Genomic DNA, 18607 nt, shown 5'->3' on the forward strand with positions numbered 1-18607 from the left:
AGCTCGTTCACAAAGACCCAGGAGCGCTCATTGAATAACAGCGACACAAAAGAGCAAAGAGTCTACCGGCTGTTTTCCCGCACCCATTCAAACCACCGACGATACGGCGAAATCGCTCGGTAAGTTTGGCTGGTTTAGCACAACTATCTGCAAATGGTAAGTACTTACCCTAGGCAACTCGTTGAGCCTACGCGTCGTTTTCTTTCATGCCCGACTCCGCCAGACAACATGGCTACCCTCAATCATTGCAGCCCTGTATCCGGCAGGGCGGCCGACCGCCGGATGGTGCACCTTTGTGCCCAGGGCAGACGCCAGAAAACTCGGGGTTCGCGACCAACGCAGGGCATGCATCGCTGAGTCCACAAACAAAAAACCCCGCTCACGGTGATGAGCAGGGTTTTGAATTTTGGCAGGGGAAGAAGGATTCGAACCTTCGCATGCTGGAATCAAAATCCAGTGCCTTAACCAGCTTGGCGACTCCCCTACGATGGAACGAATTCTACAACGAGTTTCCGCTACAAATTTCGAAGTAGCCAAAAAATGTGCAATTGCACATGGAATAGGTTTGCAGCCGCCCAGCCATCCAGCAGGTTCAGGACCAGGCCGCCTATTCCACCACGACAGCCGTCCCGCTGGCCGAGACCATGAGCATGCCGTTGCCCTGGCCCAGTACCTCGAAATCAAGATCCACGCCAACCACCGCATTGGCTCCGGCCTCGGCAGCGCGCTGCTCCAGTTCCCTGAGGGCAATCTCGCGCGCCTTCTGCAACTCGCGCTCGTAGGTTCCCGAACGCCCGCCCACGATATCGCGGATGCCGGCAAAGAAGTCCTTAAACACATTGGCGCCCAGAATGGCCTCGCCCGCCACCACTCCGCAATAACGGGTGATGCGCTTGCCTTCGATGGAGGGAGTGGTGGTGACAATCATGTTGGGCTTTCAAAAAAACAGCACACCGAGATCGGTGCGCGTCCGCACTACTGGGTATTGCTCAGAGCCCCTGATGCAGCAGATGCAGACGGGCCTGGCAGCAGGATCGGTGCAATCCGCCAAGCCCAGTATAGACATGTAAACCATGCACCATGGCTAGCCACTTTTCAGGACGTGCAAAACGTCAATGCAGCAATGCCAAGCTGCATCTATCTCGCGTCGATATTCAGCATCAAATGCCGCTCAATCGCAATACCATCAAGCGAAAGGCGCTATCAAATATTCATGAGTCCGGCAGCAGCAGCTTCTGCATGCCTTGCACGGCGTCGCGCAGAAAGCTCCAGGTCGTGGCTATGCGTGGAATCTGGCGCGACTCCACAGGCATGCTCATCCAGAAAGTGCGCGTAAAACAGGCCTGCTCGGGCAATACACGGCTCAGTATCGGGTCCTTGTCGGCCACAAATGCAGGCAGCACGGCCAGACCGGCGCCGGCACGCACGGCCTCATATTGCGCAGTGATGCTGGTACTGCGCAGCGCAAAACGTTCGGGCCGGTGCAAGGTATCCAGCAGTTGCAGCTCGCGCGTGAACAGCAGATCGTCCACATAGTGCACAAAGCTGTGGTGCCGCAGGTCCTCGGTTCTGGCCACCAATGGCTTGCGCGCCAGATATTCGCGCTGGCCGTAGAGATAAAGCCGGTAATCGGTCAGCTTGGTGACGACGACCGAACCTCGCTTGGGCCGCTCCAGCGAGATGACGATATCGGCCTCGCGGCTAGACAGATGCAGCATGCGCGGCAGCGCCAGCAAATCCACGCTGAGCAGCGGGTAGCGCAGTGTGAGCCTGGCAAGTTCGGAGGCCAGCATCTGCGTGCCAAAGCCTTCGGTGGCCCCCACCCGCACCAGACCGGCCGGCCCCTCAGCGGCGGCGGCATGCGCCAGCGGGCCTCGCTCCAGGCCGTCCACTGCGCTTTGCATGGTGTTGGTCACTTCCTGCAACTGACGCCCGGCCTCGGTCAGCCGCCACTGCCCGCCTTCGCGCGCGAACAACACGGCACCGAGCTGCTTTTCCAGCGCCTGAATGCGCCGCGAGACCGTGGTGTGCTCGACTCCCATGCGCCGCGCAGCCGCAGCCATGCTGCCGCTGCGGGCCAGTTCGCCAAAAAAACGCAGATGGTCCCAGTCCAATGTCTTTCCTTGCGATCCGTGGTTCAGTCGTTTCCGCTGTCCTGCGCCTTGCCTGTGAGGCCCTTGACTGCCTTTACCGCAGCACTGCGCTTGCGCTCGGCGCTGCGCTGGGCGACTGCGCTCGGGGCGCGCGCGAACTCGTCGTTCTCGTGAATCAGCAGCGACAGCATTTCCATGAACTGCGCCCGCTTGTCATCGGCAAGAGGCTCCAGCATGCGGCGCTGGGCACGCAACACCGAAGGCTCGGCAGCGACCAGCAGATCGCGCCCCTCTTCGGTCAGGCTCAGCAAACGCACGCGTCGATCCGCAGGGCTGGCGTTGCGCGCCATCAGGCCACGCGCTTCCAGGCGGTCGATCACGCTGCCTATGGTGGAGGTGTCGAAGCCGATATTGCGTGCCAGCGTGCGCTGGTCGATGCCCGGCTGACGCAGCACGGCCGACAGGGCTGCGTACTGCACGGGCGTCACGCCGAACTCCTCGGTTTCTTCCATGAACACGGCCACCGCGATCTGCTGCAGCCTGCGGATGTGATAGCCGGGATAGTTTTCTAGTTCTGCGGGTTGGTATTGCATGTCTTGAGGGCCGACGCCGGGGCCCGCCCTGCCGCGCGGCAGTTGAAAGGCCATGACTGAAAGACCCCGATATTCGCACGACTGCCGCCCCGATTCGCGCTAAGTCCGGTACCGGGTTTCACCCAATCAACGCTGATGCAGATCAACATTATGCTAATCATCAGTGTGCTGTTTATTTGATTCACAGCCTTTCCTGGCCCAACTCAAGGCCGCCAGAACCTGAAGCAAGGCAGCAACGCACTGCCCGGCAGATACCAAAGAAAGAGACAAACCATGAGCCTTGTGCAAGCCCAACCCTCACCGGTCAAGCTCACGGCCCGCAACACACCCGGCCAACCCGAACCCACCGCTGCGCTGGAGCAGTTGTACCGGGGCTTCGAGCAGGAAATGCTGGTGCCGCTGTGGACGGAAATCGGCGGCCTGATGCCCGCCCACCCCAAGAGCCAGGCCGCCGCGCATCTGTGGCGCTGGGAGAATCTGCTCAAGCTTGCAGATGAAGCCGGTCGCATCGTGCCCGTGGGCCGGGGCGGCGAGCGCCGTGCGATTGCGCTGGCCAATCCGGCTCTGGGCGGCCGCCCGTTTGCCACCCCCACGCTATGGGCTGCCATCCAGTACCTGATGCCCGGCGAAGATGCGCCAGAGCATCGCCACACCCAGCATGCCTTCCGCTTTGTGGTCGAAGGCGAAGGCGTGTGGACCGTGGTCAACGGCGACTCGATCCGCATGTCGCGCGGCGACTTCCTGCCCCAGGGCGGCTGGAACTGGCACGCCCACCACAATGCGGCCAGCCAGCCCATGGCCTGGATAGACGGACTGGATATTCCGTTTGCCTACTACACCGAGTCCCAGTTCTTCGAGCATGGCCGCCTGCATCTGGACCCGCAGGAGCGCATCACGCCTGAGTTCTCGCGCTCCGAGCGCCTCTGGGCTCACCCCGGGCTGTGCCCTGTGGCTCACCTGCAGGACAGCCCGAGCACGCCCTTGCTGGCCTACCGCTGGGTGGATACCGACCGCGCGCTGACCGAGCAACTAGCGCTCGAAGCCGAAGGCTGCGCCGCCACGGTCAGTCCCGGCCATGCCGCCGTGCGTTACACCAATCCCTGCAATGGCCGCGATGTGCTGCCCACCATACGCTGCGAAATGCACCGCGTGATTCGCGGCGCCAGCACCCGGGCCAAGCGCGAAGTGGGCTCTGCCGTCTTCCAGGTCTTTGACGGCCAGGGGACGGTGACCGTAGGCGAGCGCCAATGGCAGGTGCGCCGTGGCGACATGTTCGTCGTGCCTTCCTGGCAGCTGTTCAGCGTGCAATGCGATGTCGATCAACCGCAGCTGGACCTGTTCCGCTTTGCGGATACGCCGATCTTCGAGTCCGTCCATGCGTACAGGGTGGAGACCCCCTGAACCGCTTCGCGTCTTCCCCCTCAAGGGGACAACAGCCCTTGTTGTGGGGCGGCGGGGCCGCCTAGGCCCTTGTTGGCTGCCTCACCCATAGAACGTGTCTTTTTCAAGCACCTAGTCACCAATACCCATCAGGAATCACATATGACCCAAGCCAACTATCTCTGGGCGCCGTCCCCGGTGCAATCTCTGCCCGTGCGCGGCAGCGAGCAGCGCCTGCCTGTCAACCGCCTGTTCTTTGTGGGGCGCAACTACCACGCCCATGCGGTGGAGATGGGCCGCCCCGTGGACAAAAGCGTCGAGCGCCCCTTCTACTTCACCAAGGCCCCGCAGACGCTGACCGAATCGGGTGCCTGCGTGGCCTATCCCCCCGAAACCGCCAACTACCACTTCGAGATGGAGCTGGTCGTGGCCATCGGCAAAGCGGGCTTTCGCATTCCTGCCAGCCAGGCCCATGAACATATCTACGGCTATGCCTGCGGCCTCGACATGACGCGCCGCGATCTCCAGCTGGTGGCACGCGACAAGGGACGCCCCTGGGATCTGGGCAAGGATGTGGAGCAGTCCTCCGTCTCCAGCGAAATCGTGCCCATGGCCGGAAAGGTGATCGAGTCCGGCCTGATCGAGCTGAGCGTCAACGGTCAGGTCAAACAGCAGTCCGATGTGAACAAGCTGATCTGGAACATCCGCGAAATCATTGCCGACCTGTCCCTGTTCTATCACCTGCAACCCGGCGACCTGATCTACACGGGTACGCCCGAGGGCGTGGGGGCGGTAGTGCCCGGCGACCGGATCACGGGCCGCGTGGAAGGCGTGGGCGAGGTTGCACTGAGCGTGGGCCAGCCCGAGTAAGGCGCGCAGACCATGAAGCTCTACAGTTTTTTTCGCAGCGGCACCTCGCATCGTCTGCGCATCGCCCTCAAGCTCAAGGGCCTTACGCCCGACTACCTCCCTGTCGATCTGCGCGTGGACGAGCAGGCCGAAGCGCCGTTCAGGCAAATCAACCCGCAAGGCCTGGTGCCCGCGCTGACGCTGGACAGCGGAGAGACGCTGATCCAGTCGCCGGCCATCATCGAATGGCTGGAAGAGCGCTACCCCACGCCCGCGCTGCTGCCCGCCGACCCCAAGGCCCGCGCCCATGTGCGCGCCCTGGCGGCCATCGTGGGCTGTGATGTGCACCCCATCAACAACCGCCGCATCCTGCAGACCCTGCGCCAGCAGTTCGGTGCCGACGAAACCGCCATCAACGCCTGGTGCGCCACCTGGATCACGGCCGGCTTCGACGCCATCGAAGCCTTGCTGGCACAGGACGGCACACGCGGGCACTTCTGCTTTGGCCATGCACCGAGCCTTGCCGATGTCTATCTGATTCCGCAGGTCGAGAGCGCACGCCGCTTTGGCGTGGATCTCGCCCGCTGGCCGCTGATCAGCGCCGTCGATGCGGCCTGCAGCGCCCTGCCCGCCTTTGCCCAGGCAGCACCTCTGGCCCAGCCCGACGCTCCGCACTAGACCCTTCCCGTGCGGCCGCGCCCAGACGCGGCTGCCCAGCAACGCTTTGCAGTCCCTAAAAAACACCCACCGGAGACAAACTGTGAAACACGAGCAAAATCAGCCAAAAAGCCAATCCACACATACGCAAACAGCTATTAAAACCATAGTTTCCGCAGCCGCTCTGCTGGCCGTAGCCGGCCCTGCGCTGGCTCAGGGCGATGCGTCCGGTTATCCCAACCGCCCCGTGACCGTTGTCACGGCCTTTGCCGTGGGCAGCGGCCCTGATGCCGTGCTGCGCATCGTGGGCGAAAAGCTGGCCCAGCGCTGGAAGCAGGGCGTGACCGTGGACAACCGCCCCGGCGGAGGCGGCTTTGTCGCCATCGAGTACGCGCGCCGCGCCAAGCCCGACGGCTATACCCTGCTGCAACTGGACAGCGAACATATCTCGGCCCTGCCCTATCTCTACAAGAACAAGAACTTCAACACGCTGAGCCACTTCGACCCTGTTGCGCCACTGTTCCTGACTCCTTTCTTTGTGGCCGTCCCCACGAATTCGCCGTGGAAGAACATGGGCGATCTGATCAAGTCCGCCAAGGCCGAACCCGGCAAGATCAGCTACGGCTCCTGGGGCGTCGGCAGCCCCGGTCATCTGGGCGGCGAATGGCTGGACTATCTGACGGGCAGCAAGATGACCCATGTGCCTTATCGCGAGGTCAGCCAGCTGTTCACCTCGGTCGCCAATGGCGACCCGACCTGGAGCTTTGCCAGCCTACCCTCCAGCCAGGGCATCTACAAAAGCGGCAAGATCCGCTATCTGGCCGTGGCCGCCCCCAAGCGCATCGCTCAAATGCCGGACGTGCCCACGGTCGCCGAAGCGGGCGGCCCTGCCGAGCTGGATGTGAACTCCTTTGTCTCCCTGCTCAGCCCTAAGGGCGTGGACGCCGCCGTGCGCGACAAGATCCGCACCGATGTGGTGGCCGTGCTGCAGGACCCCCAGGTGCGCGAGAAGTTCTCCACCTTCGCCTTCCAGCCCATGAGCTTCACCGTGCCCGAGATGCAGCAATTTGCCAAGAAGAAGTCCGAGCAATACAAGCTGCTGATCGAGAAGGCCCAGATCAGCCTCGACTGAGAGCCGGCTGCGGCCATTCCGAAAGCGCGGCCCGGTCACATCCCCCCAGCCCTCAAAAGCCCCGTCAGCATTGGCTGAACGGGGCTTTTTTGCCTGCCGCACCGACACTGGGCAACAGTTGCGGCGCACGGCCGGCAGTTCTCGACCCCGTTGCAGCTCAGCTCCAGCAGGCCTGCAAAAATGCTAGCAAGCCGGGGTTACACTTGTTGCGAGGCGCTCCCACGGACTTGCATCCAGACTCTGGAGCGCCCGCATGCCAAGAGGCTGCAGCCGATCCGCGGCAGGCCCGCTCTCAAGGCAGCTTCCCGCCCAGGCCGCAGCGCCGGGCTTCTTTCTGTTTTCACGTGACTCCACGCGATTCAGACCCTTCAAATCGTTATAAAAAGATGAACAATTCCATCAAGACAGCCATCGCCTTTTTGCTGCTGCCTCTGGCTGCAGCCTCACAGGCTGCCGAGCCGCCCTCGCCCATTGCTGCGGCCGAGCTGTACATCCGCACCCTGGTCAATCACGACGAGCAGGCCATCAGCCAGCTCAATGACTATCTGCGACCCGACCGCCTGCGCTCGGGCCGCAGCGCGGACTATGCCAATGCAGCCGAGTTGAAAGAGGCCGACAAGGACTTCCCGCGCGAAATCGCCGATGTGGCCCTGCCACTGTTCCCCGAAGCTCAGCGCAATGCCCTGCGCGCGCCCGTGGAAAGCCTGATGAGCACGGTGCAAAAGACACGCCAGCAATCGCAGTGCAAGACCGTCTCCGCCAGCAAGCCCAAGCTTGACAAGCATGGCGTGCTCAATACCGAGGTGAAGTTCAGCTGCCAGCTGGTCAAGACTCCCGAGACCTGGGCCGAAGGCATTCAGCGCATGGCGCGCAACAAGCTCAGCGTAGATCAGGTTCAGGGCGAGCTCAAGAAGCTGCAGGCTGCCTACTCGGTTCCCGCAAACCACACTTACGAGGGCACGCTGTCTCTGGGCATGGTGCCCAAGGACAAGGACAAGGCATGGCGCAACGACTTCGCGAGCGAAGCCTTTGACGAGATGTTCAGCGAACTCTAAGAGCGTCCGAGCCCTGCGAAAGAGCTCAGTCTGATGTGGCCCGGCCTCCGCGGCTCGGCCTTCGCGGCCCGGCCCACCCGCAAGCATTGGAGCAATGCCTGGGGCGGGGCCGGGCCGTTTTGCATTCTGCCCCCGCAGGCGCGGCAGCCATGCCTGCAGCACAAGCCCCAAAGCGCTGGCAGACATAGCATCCACTCGTGCACATTTGCACACCCTATGTGCAGTGTTTGCTATTGCTAGAGCAAATCCGCACACCTACCATGAGGAACAAATTCACCAACGGAGACACCTCATGAACGCACCGACTTCCGCCAAGGTTCTGGCGCCCACGGTCAAGCTGCTCATCAACGGGCAGATGGTCGAATCCAAAACCACTCAGTGGCGCGATGTGGTCAACCCTGCGACCCAGGAAGTGCTGGCGCGCGTGCCGTTCGCCACGCCCGACGAGGTCAACGCTGCCGTGGCCAATGCCAAGCAGGCGTTCAAGACCTGGAAGAAGACCCCCATCGGCGCACGTGCGCGCATCTTTCTGAAGCTGCAGCAGCTGATCCGCGAGAACATGAAGGAGCTGGCCGCCCTGCTGACGGCCGAACAGGGCAAGACCCTGCCCGACGCCGAAGGCGATGTCTTCCGCGGCCTAGAAGTCGTGGAACATGCGGCCAATATCGGTACGCTGCAGCTGGGCGAGCTGGCCAACAATGTGGCCAACGGCGTCGATACCTATACGCTGAACCAGCCGCTGGGCGTGTGCGCAGGCATCACTCCCTTCAACTTCCCGGCCATGATTCCGCTGTGGATGTTCCCCATGGCCATCGCCACGGGCAATACCTTCATCCTCAAGCCCTCCGAGCAGGACCCCATCGTCACCATGCGCCTGGCCGAGCTGGCACTGGAAGCCGGCGTGCCTCCCGGCGTGCTCAATGTGATCCACGGTGGCGAAGACGTGGTCAACGCCATCTGCGACCACCCCGATATCAAAGCCATCAGCTTCGTGGGCTCGACCAAGGTCGGCACCCATGTCTACAACCGCGCCAGCCTCAACGGCAAGCGCGTTCAATGCATGATGGGCGCCAAGAACCACGCCATCGTCATGCCCGACGCCAACAAGGAACAGTCGCTCAACGCACTGCTGGGAGCGGCCTTCGGTGCTGCCGGTCAGCGCTGCATGGCGGTCTCCGTGGCGGTGCTGGTGGGAGAAGCCCGCAACTGGATTCCCGATCTGGTGGCCAAGTCCAAGACCCTCAAGGTCAATGGCGGCACCGAGCCCGGCACCGATGTCGGCCCGCTGGTGAGCTGCGCGGCCCTGTCGCGTGTCGAAGGCCTGATCGAGCGCGGCCTGGCCGACGGCGCCACGCTGGAGCTGGACGGCCGCAAACCGGAGGTGGCCGGCTATGCCAAGGGCAATTTTGTCGGCCCCACCATCTTCAGCGGCGTCAAGCCCGGCATGAGCATCTACGAGCAGGAAATCTTCGGCCCCGTGCTGTGTCTGGTCGCGGCCGAGGACATCGATCAGGCCATCGAGTTCATCAATGCCAACCCCAATGGCAACGGCACGGCCATCTTCACCCAGTCGGGTGCGGCCGCGCGCAAATTCCAGGAAGACATCGATGTGGGCCAGGTCGGCATCAATGTGCCCATTCCCGTGCCCGTGCCGCTGTTCTCGTTCACGGGCAGCCGAGCCTCCAAGCTGGGCGATCTGGGCCCCTACGGCAAGCAGGTGGTGATGTTCTACACCCAGACCAAGACCATCACGGCGCGCTGGTTCGACGACAGCACCACCAGCCACGGCGTGAACACCACCATCAGCCTGAAGTAAGCCGGCCATGAAACCCGACAGTGCAGCCCTGCCTCTTGCCAGGCCCGGGCTGCACTGGGCGGCTTTGCCGATGATGGCAGGCATGTACGTTCAAGAATTGTCCCGTTTCCCATCTCTGCATTCTGCCATCGGCACAGCCGGCATTGCCGCCCGGCCGCTGGCCCGGCTCTGCGCCCTGGCCGTCAGCAGCCTGCTGCTCATCCATCTGCCTGCAACTGCAGCCCAGGATGGCGATCAGACCCCACCGCATTGCCCATCCGGCCAGCCGCTGTCGCTTGCCTGCCTGCAGCAGCAGGCCCAGGTCATAGAACGCAGCATGCAGGTGCTCTATCTGTCTTTGCAGGGCCGGCTGCCGCAGGCCAGCGCCCAGGCTCTGCAGACCGAGCAGGAAGACTGGACAAAGGAGCGCGACCGACGCTGCCAGCCCAATGGCTATGTCCATGAGGCAGAAGACATGGCTGCCTGCCGCATCGGCATGGCCCTGAGTCGGGTCGTGGTCTTCAAGAACCAGTGGCATCCGCTGGCCAAAAACGCGCAAGGCGGCGAGCAGCCATGAACCGGGCAATTCCACATCGACAGCGCCTGCAGCCCCCAATGGGCTGCGATGATGCGGGCATGACGATCCGCACTCCCCAAAGCAGGCGCACATGGCCTGCAGCCGTTGCCAGCCAATCGCTTGCAGCTCTTTTGATGGCAGCCAGCTTGAGCCAGCACGCACTGGCCCAGGCCGGTGCCGACTGCGTGCCCGGCGGCACCACGGCCCAGACCAATGCCTGCGCCATCAAGGATTTTCAGCAGGCCGACACCGACCACCAGATTCTTTACGGCGATGTGATGCGTGCGCTATCGGCCCATGAGCGCCCCTCCCTGCGCAAGGAGCAAGGCGAATGGAGCCGCCATCGCGTCACCCATTGCAAGCAGGCCACGAAGGCCTTTGAAGCGCAGCCCGACTGGCCCAGCCGCTACCACGGCTGTCTGGTGCAGCAGATCACGGCCCGCGATGCGGTGCTCAAGCGCTGGCTGCACCAGGGTCCACCGGACTGAGAGCCGGTTGCACCAGCAGGGCCAGCCGGCGCATAGAACAAAAAAGGAGACATGAAATGGACTTTGAACTCAGCGAAGATCAACGCGCTTTTGCCGATACCGCCCGTGCTTTTGCGCAGGCCGAGCTGGCGCCGCATGCGGCAGAGTGGGACCGCGAGCATATCTTCCCGCGCGAGGCCATTGCCAAGGCAGGCGAGCTGGGATTTTGCGGTCTCTATGCTCCGGAGAGCATCGGCGGCCTGGCCCTGCCGCGACTCGATGCGACCCTGGTCTTCGAGGAAATGGCGGCCGTCGACCCATCGACCACGGCCTTCATCACCATCCACAATATGGCGACCTGGATGCTGGGCACCTGGGCCACCGATACCGTGCGCGCCCAGTGGGGCGAGGCCTTGACCAGCGGCAGCAAGCTGGCCAGCTACTGCCTGACCGAGCCCGGCGCAGGCTCGGATGCAGCCTCGCTCAAGACCCGCGCCGAGCTGGTGGGCAACGAGTACATCGTCAACGGCAGCAAGGCCTTCATCAGCGGCGCGGGCAGCACCGATGTGCTGGTGCTGATGGCAAGAACCGGCGATGCCGGCTCCGGGGCTTCGGGCATCTCGGCCTTTGCCGTGCCTGCCGATGCGGCCGGCGTGAGCTATGGCAAAAAGGAAGAGAAGATGGGCTGGAACAGCCAGCCCACGCGTGTCATCAGCTTCGACAATGTGCGCGTTCCCGCGCACAACCTGCTGGGCCGCGAAGGCGAAGGCTTCAAGATCGCCATGAAGGGCCTGGATGGCGGTCGCATCAATATCGCCACCTGCTCGGTGGGCGCTGCCCAGGGTGCGCTGACCCAGGCGCAGCAGTACATGCAGGAGCGCAAGCAGTTCGGCAAGGCCATTGCGAGCTTCCAGGCCCTGCAGTTCAAGCTGGCAGACATGGCGACCGAGCTGGTCGCGGCACGCCAGATGGTACGTCTGGCGGCCTCCAAGCTGGACGCCGGCGCGCGCGACGCTTCGACCTATTGCGCCATGGCCAAGCGCTTTGCCACCGACGCCGGCTTCATGGTCTGCAACGAGGCCCTGCAGTTGCATGGCGGCTATGGCTACATCCGCGAATACCCGCTGGAGCGCCTGATGCGCGACGCGCGCGTGCACCAGATCCTGGAGGGAACGAACGAAATCATGCGCGTCATCATTGCCAGGCGCATGCTGGAGGGCGATGCACCGGAGCTCATTCGCTAAGCTGCAGCTGTCATATCAAGCAAGGACTGCCATGCCCGCCAAACCCATCGCCCCTGAAACCCTGCAGCTCATAGACGCCGTGCGCGATGCGCTGCTCGATTGCACAGCCGTGGAAGAGAAGACCATGTTCGGCTGCCATGTGTTCATGGTCGACGGCAAGATGTGCCTGGGCGTGGAAAACGACGAGTTGCTGGTACGCCTGCCCCCCGCCAGTCATGCGCAGATTGCGGAGATGCCGGGCGTGCGTCCGCTGTCCTCGCGCGGACTGATGGACGGCTACTTTCTCGTCGGCCCCACGGCCTATGCCAGGCGCGATCAATGGCTGTACTGGATAGGCGAGGCCCTGGCCTTCAACCCGCTGGCAAAGGCCACGCCAAAACGCAAGACAGCCAGCAAGGCCGCGAACAAGGCCGATAGCAGGAAGCCAGCCGCCGAAGAAAGCCCTGGCGTTCCACGCGCGAGCAGCGCACGCAAGCGCTCAAAGCCGTCGCCCAAGACGCTGGATACCAACGCCCCCCGCAAGCACCCCATTTTCGACAGCGAATAAGCACAAAGGACCGACCTCATGGCCATACGCATAGTCCAGCTAGGCAGCGAACGCGCCCCCGACGAGGGCCTGCGCATAGGTACGGTGCGCAGACCGCCGCGCGGCGTGCCCAAGGCCGAGTTCGCAAGCCGCAACTACTACGACTGCTGGTATCCCGAGCTCTCGCCCGAGGCAGAGCTGATGCAGCAGGCCCTGGAAGCCATCAAGCTGCGCAAGGCAGGCCAGGAGGCACAGGCCGACAAGCTCTGGAAGCAGTTTGAAAAGCAGTTTCGCAAGCAACTGGCCGAGCCCGCCGCCGATCGCACACTGGGCCTGCTTGCGGCCCTGTCGCATAGCTGCGCCTTTTCTCTGGGCTGCTACTGCGACGACGAGGCGCATTGCCACCGAAGCATCCTGCGCAGCCTGCTCGCGGACAGAGGGGCAACTCTCAAGGATTAAGCGAAAAACCGATCAATCGCTTATGGATAAAGCGTTAGACGCTATCAATTCAATAACAGCAAGGAGACAGACATGCAAATCGCTTTTATCGGCCTGGGCAATATGGGAGCACCCATGGCCATCAATCTGGCCAAGGCCGGCCACAGCGTCAAGGCCTTTGACCTGAGCCAGGAGGCCATCGCCAAGGTCGTGGCCGCGGGTGCCCAGCAAGCCTCCAGTGCTCAGGATGCCGTACAAGGCGCCGAAGCCGTCATCACCATGCTGCCCGCCAGCCAGCATGTGGAGAGCCTGTTCCTGGGCCGCGAGGGCGCGGCCGGACTGCTCGCGCATATCGCCAAGGGCACACTGGTCATCGATAGCTCCACCATCGCCGCAGCCACCAGCCAGAAGGTGGCGCAGGCGGCTCAGGCGGCAGGCATCGACTTTATCGACGCCCCGGTCTCGGGCGGCACCGGCGGTGCGATTGCCGGCACGCTGACCTTCATGGTGGGCGGCAGCGATGCGCAGCTGGCACGCGCCCAGCCTTTGCTTGAAAAAATGGGCGCCAATATCTTCCACGCTGGCGCTGTGGGTGCGGGCCAGACGGCCAAGATCTGCAACAACATGCTGCTGGGCATTCTGATGGTGGGCACCAGCGAAGCGATTGCACTGGGCGTGGCCAATGGCCTGGACCCCAAAGTGCTGTCCGAAATCATGCGCCGCAGCTCGGGCGGCAACTGGGCTTTGGAGAAATACAACCCCTTCCCCGGCGTGCATGAGAACGCACCGGCCAGCAAGGGCTATGCAGGCGGCTTTGGCACGGACCTGATGCTCAAGGATCTGGGCCTGGCGCAGGACAATGCCACGGCCAATCGCGCCAGCACGCCGCTGGGCGGCATGGCGCGCTCCATCTATGCGGCGCACAGCCTGTCCGGCCACGGCGGCGAAGACTTTTCCAGCATCATCAAGATGCTGCAGAAAAAGGCCTGAGGCCATGGCCCTGCCCCACGCTCAGCCCGGGGTTCCCGTCGAAGTGCAGCCCTACGGCACTTCGCTGGGAAACCAGAAGACCGCTGCACTGTTCAAGTCCGACACCCTGGAAGTGATACGTCTGGTGTTGATGGCAGGCAAGCGCCTGCCTGCGCATCAGGTGCAAGGCGAACTGACGATTCAATGTCTGGAGGGGCAGCTCACCGTCATTCAGGGCGCAAGCCGCCAGACATTGAGCGCGGGGCAGTTGCTGTTTCTGCCCGCCCAAACCATGCATGAGGTCGAGGCTGAGTTCGACTCCTCGGCCCTGATCACCATCGTGCTGCACAGCCACTAGTTGCTGGCTGCCGCAGCCGACCGTCCAGCCCCGCTCGGCCCCGGCGGATGTCTGCGCCAGCCTCTGGCATGAGGGCGTCAAGCTGACAGCGCCTATCCGGCAAGCGCTGGCGGCTATTGTTTCTGAAGTCAGAAGACTTCTTGTCTGCCCACGCAAATCGACTCCTGCTGACGCTTGCCACAGTGGTGCAAATCGCTGCCCTGTGTTTAAGATGGCCCCAGAGGAAGTGATCGCTGCGTTGCTCTCAAGGAGTTCTCCATGATGAAGCTGACTGGACACAACATTCTCATCCTCGGCGCCGGCAAGATCGGCTCAACGATCGCCGACATGGCTGCCGAGCTGCATGAAGCCACCGTCACACTGGCCGATATGCAGCCCCCGCCCGGCAGCGACCCGCAGATCCGCCCCCTGCAGCTGGACATCGACGACGATACGGCTCTGAACCGCGCACTGCAGCAGCACTCGCTGGTCATCAATGCCCTGCCTTTCTTCTGTGCCGAGCGCGTGGCCCGGGCTGCGGCGCGGCAGGGCGTGCATTACTTCGATCTGACCGAGGATGTGGCGGCCATGCGCGCCATACAGGAGATGGCGGCGCAGGCGCGCTCGGTGCTGATGCCACAGTGCGGACTGGCGCCGGGTCTGATCGGCATGCTGGGCGGCCATCTGGCCCAGCAGTTCGACGAGCTGTTCGATCTGCAGCTGCGCGTGGGCGCGCTCACGCGCCATGCGACGAATGCGCTGCGCTACCACTTCACCTGGAGCGTGGACGGCGTCATCAACGAGTACTGCAAGCCCTGCAACACCATCGTCAACGGACAGCCCATGCTGGTGCCGCCGCTGGAGGGGGTCGAGCCCCTGATTCTGGACGGTGAGAACTTCGAGGCCTTCAACACCTCGGGCGGCCTGGGCACGCTGTGCGAGACGCTGCTGGGCCGCGTGCGCAACCTCAACTACAAGACCATACGCCACCCCGGACACCGCGATGCCATGCATTTGCTGCTGCATGGACTGCGCCTGATCGAGCGACGCGATCTGCTACGTCAGGTGCTGGAAGGCGCGGTGCCCCACAGCCGCGAGGACATGGTGGTGATTGCCGCCATGGCCAGCGGCATGCGCGCGGGCCGGCTCGAGCAGCTGACGCGCGGCGCCCGTGTCTTTGGCGCTGCACTGCGCGGCAAGCAGCGCACGGCCATAGAGCTGACGACCTCGGCCGGCATGTTGGCCGCCGTGGAGCTGTTCGCCACGGGCCAGTTGCCCCAACAGGGCTTTGTGCGCCAGGAGCAATGCACGCTGGCCGCACTCTCGAGCACCCGCGAGGCCCCCTACTTCGAAGGCCTGCTCGGCTGAGGCCTGTATCTCACACCCATCAGGAGGGAACGCCATGACTGCCATCTCCGCAACAGACTTCCAGACCGTGCTGAGCCGCTGCGGCATAGTGCTGCAGGCCCTTGAGGGCAAGGACATCAGAGTGCACTCGCCCATCGACGGCACGGAACTGGCCAGTCTTGCCGCCCTGCCTGGTGCCCAGATTCCGCCGGTCATAGACCACGCGGTGCAGGCTTTCAAGCAATGGCGCTTGGTGCCCGCCCCGGTGCGCGGCGAGCTGGTGCGGCTCTGGGGCGAGGAGCTGCGCCGCGCCAAGGCCGATATAGGCCATGTGATTTGCTGCGAGGTCGGCAAGATCGTGCAGGAGGGCCTTGGCGAGGTGCAGGAAGGCGTGGACATCTGCGAGTTTGCGCTGGGACTGTCGCGCCAGTTGCATGGCAAGACCATTGTTTCCGAGCGTCCCGGCCACCGCATCATGGAGCAATACCATCCGCTGGGGCCCGTGGCCATCATCACAGCCTTCAATTTTCCGAGTGCCGTGTTTGCATGGAACGCGGCGATTACCCTGGTCTGCGGGAATCCGGTGATCTTCAAGCCCTCCGACAAGGCACCGCTATCGGGCCTCGCCACCTTCAAGGCGCTGGAGCGGGCCATTGCCCGGTTTGGCGACCGGGCTCCGGCAGGTCTGGCGCAGATCGTGCTGGGCGGCGCAGCTGCCGCCGAGGCGCTGGTGGACAGCCCCCGGATTGCGCTGGTTTCGGCCACGGGATCAAGCCGCATGGGCCGCACCGTGGGCCCCAAGGTCGCAGCGCGCTTTGGCAAGCGCATTCTGGAGCTGGGCGGCAACAATGCCATGGTGGTCACGCCCGCAGCCGATCTGGATCTGGCCGTGCGCGCCATCGTCTTCAGCGCCGTGGGTACGGCCGGCCAGCGCTGCACCTCGCTGCGCCGCCTGATCGTGCACCGTGATGTCAAACAGCCGCTGCTGGACAGGCTGCTGCCGGCCTACCGCAGCCTGCGCATCGGCAACCCGCTGCAGCCGGATACCCTGGTCGGCCCGCTGATCAACGAGGCATCGTTTGAAGCGCTGCAGCACTCGCTGAGCCAGGCACTGAAAGACGGAGGTCATTTGCTGACGGGCGGCCAGCGCCAGCTGGAGCAGCAGTTTCCACAGGGCTTCTATGTGGCTCCGGCCATTGTGGACATGCCGGCCCAGACCGGCATCGTTCGGCACGAGACCTTCGCCCCCCTGCTCTATGTGCTGGGCTACGACGAGCTGGAGCAGGCCATTGCGCTCAACAACGATGTGCCTCAGGGCCTGTCGTCCTGCATCTTCTCCAACGATCTGCGCGAGGTGGAGCTGTTCTTGAGCGCGGCCGGCTCGGACTGCGGCATGGCCAATGTCAATATCGGGCCCAGCGGTGCCGAGATCGGCGGCGCCTTTGGCGGTGAAAAAGAGACTGGCGGCGATCGCGAAAGCGGCTCCGACGCCTGGAAGCAGTACATGCGCCGCACGACCAACACCATCAACTATTCGCGCGAGCTGCCGCTGGCCCAGGGCATTCAATTCGGGTGAACCACAGGTACCGCAGCCCTTGAGTGCCAGGGAGGCCATGCAACGCGGATTCCGGGGTTAACGGACTCCGTTCAAGAGTCCTGGCTGCCCGGCTTCCACCAGGTTCTGAACACTGGCCACAAAGGCCTCGAGCACGGCCGGCATGCCCTGTGGCCGCCAGGCCAGCACGGCCGGCGTGGTCACCCGGCTGCCGCGCAGCGCCGCAAAGCGCACGCCGTTCATGCCCACGGTCTGCATGCAGGCAGGCACCAGGGCCACCCCCTGCCCGGCCGAAACCAGAGCCATGACGGTCAGCCACTGGCGCGCGGCATGGCGTGTATGGGGATGGATGCCGGCCTGCTGCAGACAGGCGATGACGTTGTCGTAGTTGGCCGGCGCCACCTCGCGCGCAAACATGACAAAAGTGTCCTGGGCCAGTTCGCGCAGATCGATTTCGCCGCGCTGGGCCAGCGCATGGTCGCTGGGCAGGCAGCAGACAAAAGGCTCCTCGCCTATGGACATCGTGCGCATATCGTCGTGCGGCGTGCCGATGTTGAGAAAGCCACAGTCGATCTGCCCGCTGGCAATGGCCTGCAGCTGGTCGCGCGTCGACATCTCGTGCAGGCATAGCTCGACCAGCGGGCGCTCGGCGCGAAAGGCCCGGCAGAACCCAGGCACCTGCCGGTAGACCATGGACCCCGTGATTCCGATGTCCAGCCGCCCCTGCAAGCCCTGGGCCACACCGCGCACCACCTCGGCCGCATGCTGGAGCTGGGCCAGCACCTTGCGCGCCTCATGCAAAAAGGCCTCGCCTGCCGGCGTGAGCTTCACGTTCTTGGCGTCGCGCTCCATGAGTACCGTGCCCAGGTCCTGCTCCAGCGCCTTGAGCGCCATGCTCAGCGGCGGCTGGGTGATGCACAGGCGCTGGGCGGCCCGGCCGAAGTGCAGCTCCTCGGCCAGAACCACAAAGTAACGCAGCAAATGGGTTTTCATCATGATTCGCAAAGTTTGGCCAAGACCATACTCGATGCGGCAAGACACCGGGAGTTCGCCTCGGTGGGTCATGTGTCTCGCTCACCATCTCCTGCGGTCATGTAGCTGCAATAGAAAATTCAGTTCAGCCTCTAGCCCTTTCACAGCTTGCGCAAGCAGCTATCAAAACAGCCAGCAGATTTGTCGCCAACGACAGAGCCTTGCCAGCCACGCCGGGATTTCGCCCCGGCGGGCGACTTACTTTCTGACGCGTCAGAAAGTAAGCAAAGAGCGCCTCCCTACCGTCAGCGTCCCTGCGCTTCGCTGCGGGCAAACCTGCGTCACGCCATTCAGGCTGCGGTGCCGCCCAACTCGCCGCGCGGCACCCCGCTTCGCTCAGACAGACGGCGGCAAGCCAGTTCACGATGCAACGCTGTCCTGCGACAGTGTTGCCCGCAGCCTGAACCGCGTGCCGCAGGCGCAGACACACGGGTGGATACGGGCGGCCTGTAAGAATTGGGACGAAGCCGGTTGTTGGTCTCGCCCCTTGTGCCCACGCCTGCAACGACAAGCTCTTGCGGCGCCCAGTTGCACCGCAGAGTGCAGCTGCATCGTCATCCA

At 63.6% G+C, this 18607-nt stretch carries 19 protein-coding genes and 1 tRNA gene; 15 read left to right on the plus strand and 5 right to left on the minus strand.

The annotated features are described in order from the left end of the window. Positions 1–407: 407 nt before the first annotated feature. From ACLBXN_RS18845 to ACLBXN_RS18860, 4 genes are all read right to left on the minus strand, one after another. A tRNA-Gln gene (locus tag ACLBXN_RS18845) sits at positions 408–484 on the minus strand. Between the two features lie 123 nt (positions 485–607). Further along, positions 608–928 (minus strand): heavy metal-binding domain-containing protein, encoded by a 321-nt coding sequence (locus tag ACLBXN_RS18850; RefSeq protein ID WP_043373436.1) that lies wholly within the window; start codon positions 926–928, stop codon positions 608–610. 283 nt (positions 929–1211) lie between these two features. Beyond that, complete coding sequence (locus tag ACLBXN_RS18855; RefSeq protein ID WP_050871650.1) at positions 1212–2114, minus strand: LysR family transcriptional regulator; 903 nt, start codon at positions 2112–2114, stop codon at positions 1212–1214. A 23-nt stretch (positions 2115–2137) separates the two neighbouring features. Further along, positions 2138–2686 carry a MarR family winged helix-turn-helix transcriptional regulator gene (locus ACLBXN_RS18860; RefSeq protein ID WP_447613273.1) on the minus strand — a complete coding sequence of 183 codons (549 nt, stop codon included), beginning with the start codon at positions 2684–2686 and terminating at the stop codon, positions 2138–2140. Between the two features lie 273 nt (positions 2687–2959). Here ACLBXN_RS18860 and ACLBXN_RS18865 point away from each other — a divergent pair, with 273 nt between their 5' ends. The 15 genes from ACLBXN_RS18865 to amaB all read left to right on the plus strand — a co-directional run bounded on the left by ACLBXN_RS18865 (position 2960) and on the right by amaB (position 17035). Further along, positions 2960–4087, plus strand: coding sequence for a cupin domain-containing protein (locus ACLBXN_RS18865; protein ID WP_447613152.1), 1128 nt, complete (start codon positions 2960–2962; stop codon positions 4085–4087). A gap of 141 nt (positions 4088–4228) precedes the next feature. Next, a complete protein-coding gene (locus ACLBXN_RS18870) occupies positions 4229–4936 on the plus strand; it encodes a fumarylacetoacetate hydrolase family protein (RefSeq protein WP_447613154.1) in 708 nt (235 codons plus the stop codon). A gap of 12 nt (positions 4937–4948) precedes the next feature. After that, a complete protein-coding gene (gene maiA, locus ACLBXN_RS18875; RefSeq protein WP_447613155.1) occupies positions 4949–5593 on the plus strand; it encodes a maleylacetoacetate isomerase in 645 nt (214 codons plus the stop codon). A gap of 136 nt (positions 5594–5729) precedes the next feature. Next, positions 5730–6704 carry a Bug family tripartite tricarboxylate transporter substrate binding protein gene (locus ACLBXN_RS18880; protein WP_447613274.1) on the plus strand — a complete coding sequence of 325 codons (975 nt, stop codon included), beginning with the start codon at positions 5730–5732 and terminating at the stop codon, positions 6702–6704. A 386-nt stretch (positions 6705–7090) separates the two neighbouring features. After that, positions 7091–7759 carry a hypothetical protein gene (locus ACLBXN_RS18885; RefSeq protein WP_211456636.1) on the plus strand — a complete coding sequence of 223 codons (669 nt, stop codon included), beginning with the start codon at positions 7091–7093 and terminating at the stop codon, positions 7757–7759. Positions 7760–8051: 292 nt separating this feature from the next. Then, positions 8052–9575: a CoA-acylating methylmalonate-semialdehyde dehydrogenase gene (locus tag ACLBXN_RS18890; protein WP_019042050.1), complete on the plus strand. Its 1524-nt coding sequence runs from the start codon at positions 8052–8054 to the stop codon at positions 9573–9575. An 82-nt stretch (positions 9576–9657) separates the two neighbouring features. Beyond that, positions 9658–10131 (plus strand): lysozyme inhibitor LprI family protein, encoded by a 474-nt coding sequence (locus ACLBXN_RS18895; RefSeq protein WP_447613157.1) that lies wholly within the window; start codon positions 9658–9660, stop codon positions 10129–10131. A gap of 59 nt (positions 10132–10190) precedes the next feature. After that, complete coding sequence (locus tag ACLBXN_RS18900) at positions 10191–10619, plus strand: lysozyme inhibitor LprI family protein (RefSeq protein WP_447613158.1); 429 nt, start codon at positions 10191–10193, stop codon at positions 10617–10619. 56 nt (positions 10620–10675) lie between these two features. Beyond that, a complete protein-coding gene (locus tag ACLBXN_RS18905; RefSeq protein WP_447613159.1) occupies positions 10676–11842 on the plus strand; it encodes an acyl-CoA dehydrogenase family protein in 1167 nt (388 codons plus the stop codon). A 31-nt stretch (positions 11843–11873) separates the two neighbouring features. Further along, positions 11874–12389: a TfoX/Sxy family protein gene (locus ACLBXN_RS18910; RefSeq protein ID WP_447613160.1), complete on the plus strand. Its 516-nt coding sequence runs from the start codon at positions 11874–11876 to the stop codon at positions 12387–12389. Positions 12390–12407: 18 nt separating this feature from the next. Next, complete coding sequence (locus ACLBXN_RS18915; RefSeq protein ID WP_447613161.1) at positions 12408–12827, plus strand: DUF488 domain-containing protein; 420 nt, start codon at positions 12408–12410, stop codon at positions 12825–12827. 72 nt (positions 12828–12899) lie between these two features. After that, the gene (gene mmsB / locus ACLBXN_RS18920; RefSeq protein ID WP_407713335.1) at positions 12900–13796 is read left to right on the plus strand and encodes a 3-hydroxyisobutyrate dehydrogenase; all 897 of its coding nucleotides are present in this window, start codon (positions 12900–12902) and stop codon (positions 13794–13796) included. 4 nt (positions 13797–13800) lie between these two features. Further along, positions 13801–14133 carry a cupin domain-containing protein gene (locus ACLBXN_RS18925; RefSeq protein ID WP_447613162.1) on the plus strand — a complete coding sequence of 111 codons (333 nt, stop codon included), beginning with the start codon at positions 13801–13803 and terminating at the stop codon, positions 14131–14133. Between the two features lie 258 nt (positions 14134–14391). Then, positions 14392–15480, plus strand: a complete 1089-nt coding sequence (locus ACLBXN_RS18930; RefSeq protein ID WP_447613163.1) for a saccharopine dehydrogenase family protein — start codon at positions 14392–14394, stop codon at positions 15478–15480. A gap of 34 nt (positions 15481–15514) precedes the next feature. After that, positions 15515–17035 carry an L-piperidine-6-carboxylate dehydrogenase gene (gene amaB, locus ACLBXN_RS18935; RefSeq protein ID WP_447613164.1) on the plus strand — a complete coding sequence of 507 codons (1521 nt, stop codon included), beginning with the start codon at positions 15515–15517 and terminating at the stop codon, positions 17033–17035. Between the two features lie 57 nt (positions 17036–17092). On the opposite strand, the gene ACLBXN_RS18940 is transcribed toward amaB, so the two are convergent. Next, positions 17093–18010, minus strand: coding sequence for a LysR family transcriptional regulator (locus tag ACLBXN_RS18940; protein ID WP_447613165.1), 918 nt, complete (start codon positions 18008–18010; stop codon positions 17093–17095). Positions 18011–18607: the final 597 nt, after the last annotated feature.

This window comes from Comamonas sp. C24C (assembly GCF_053345995.1).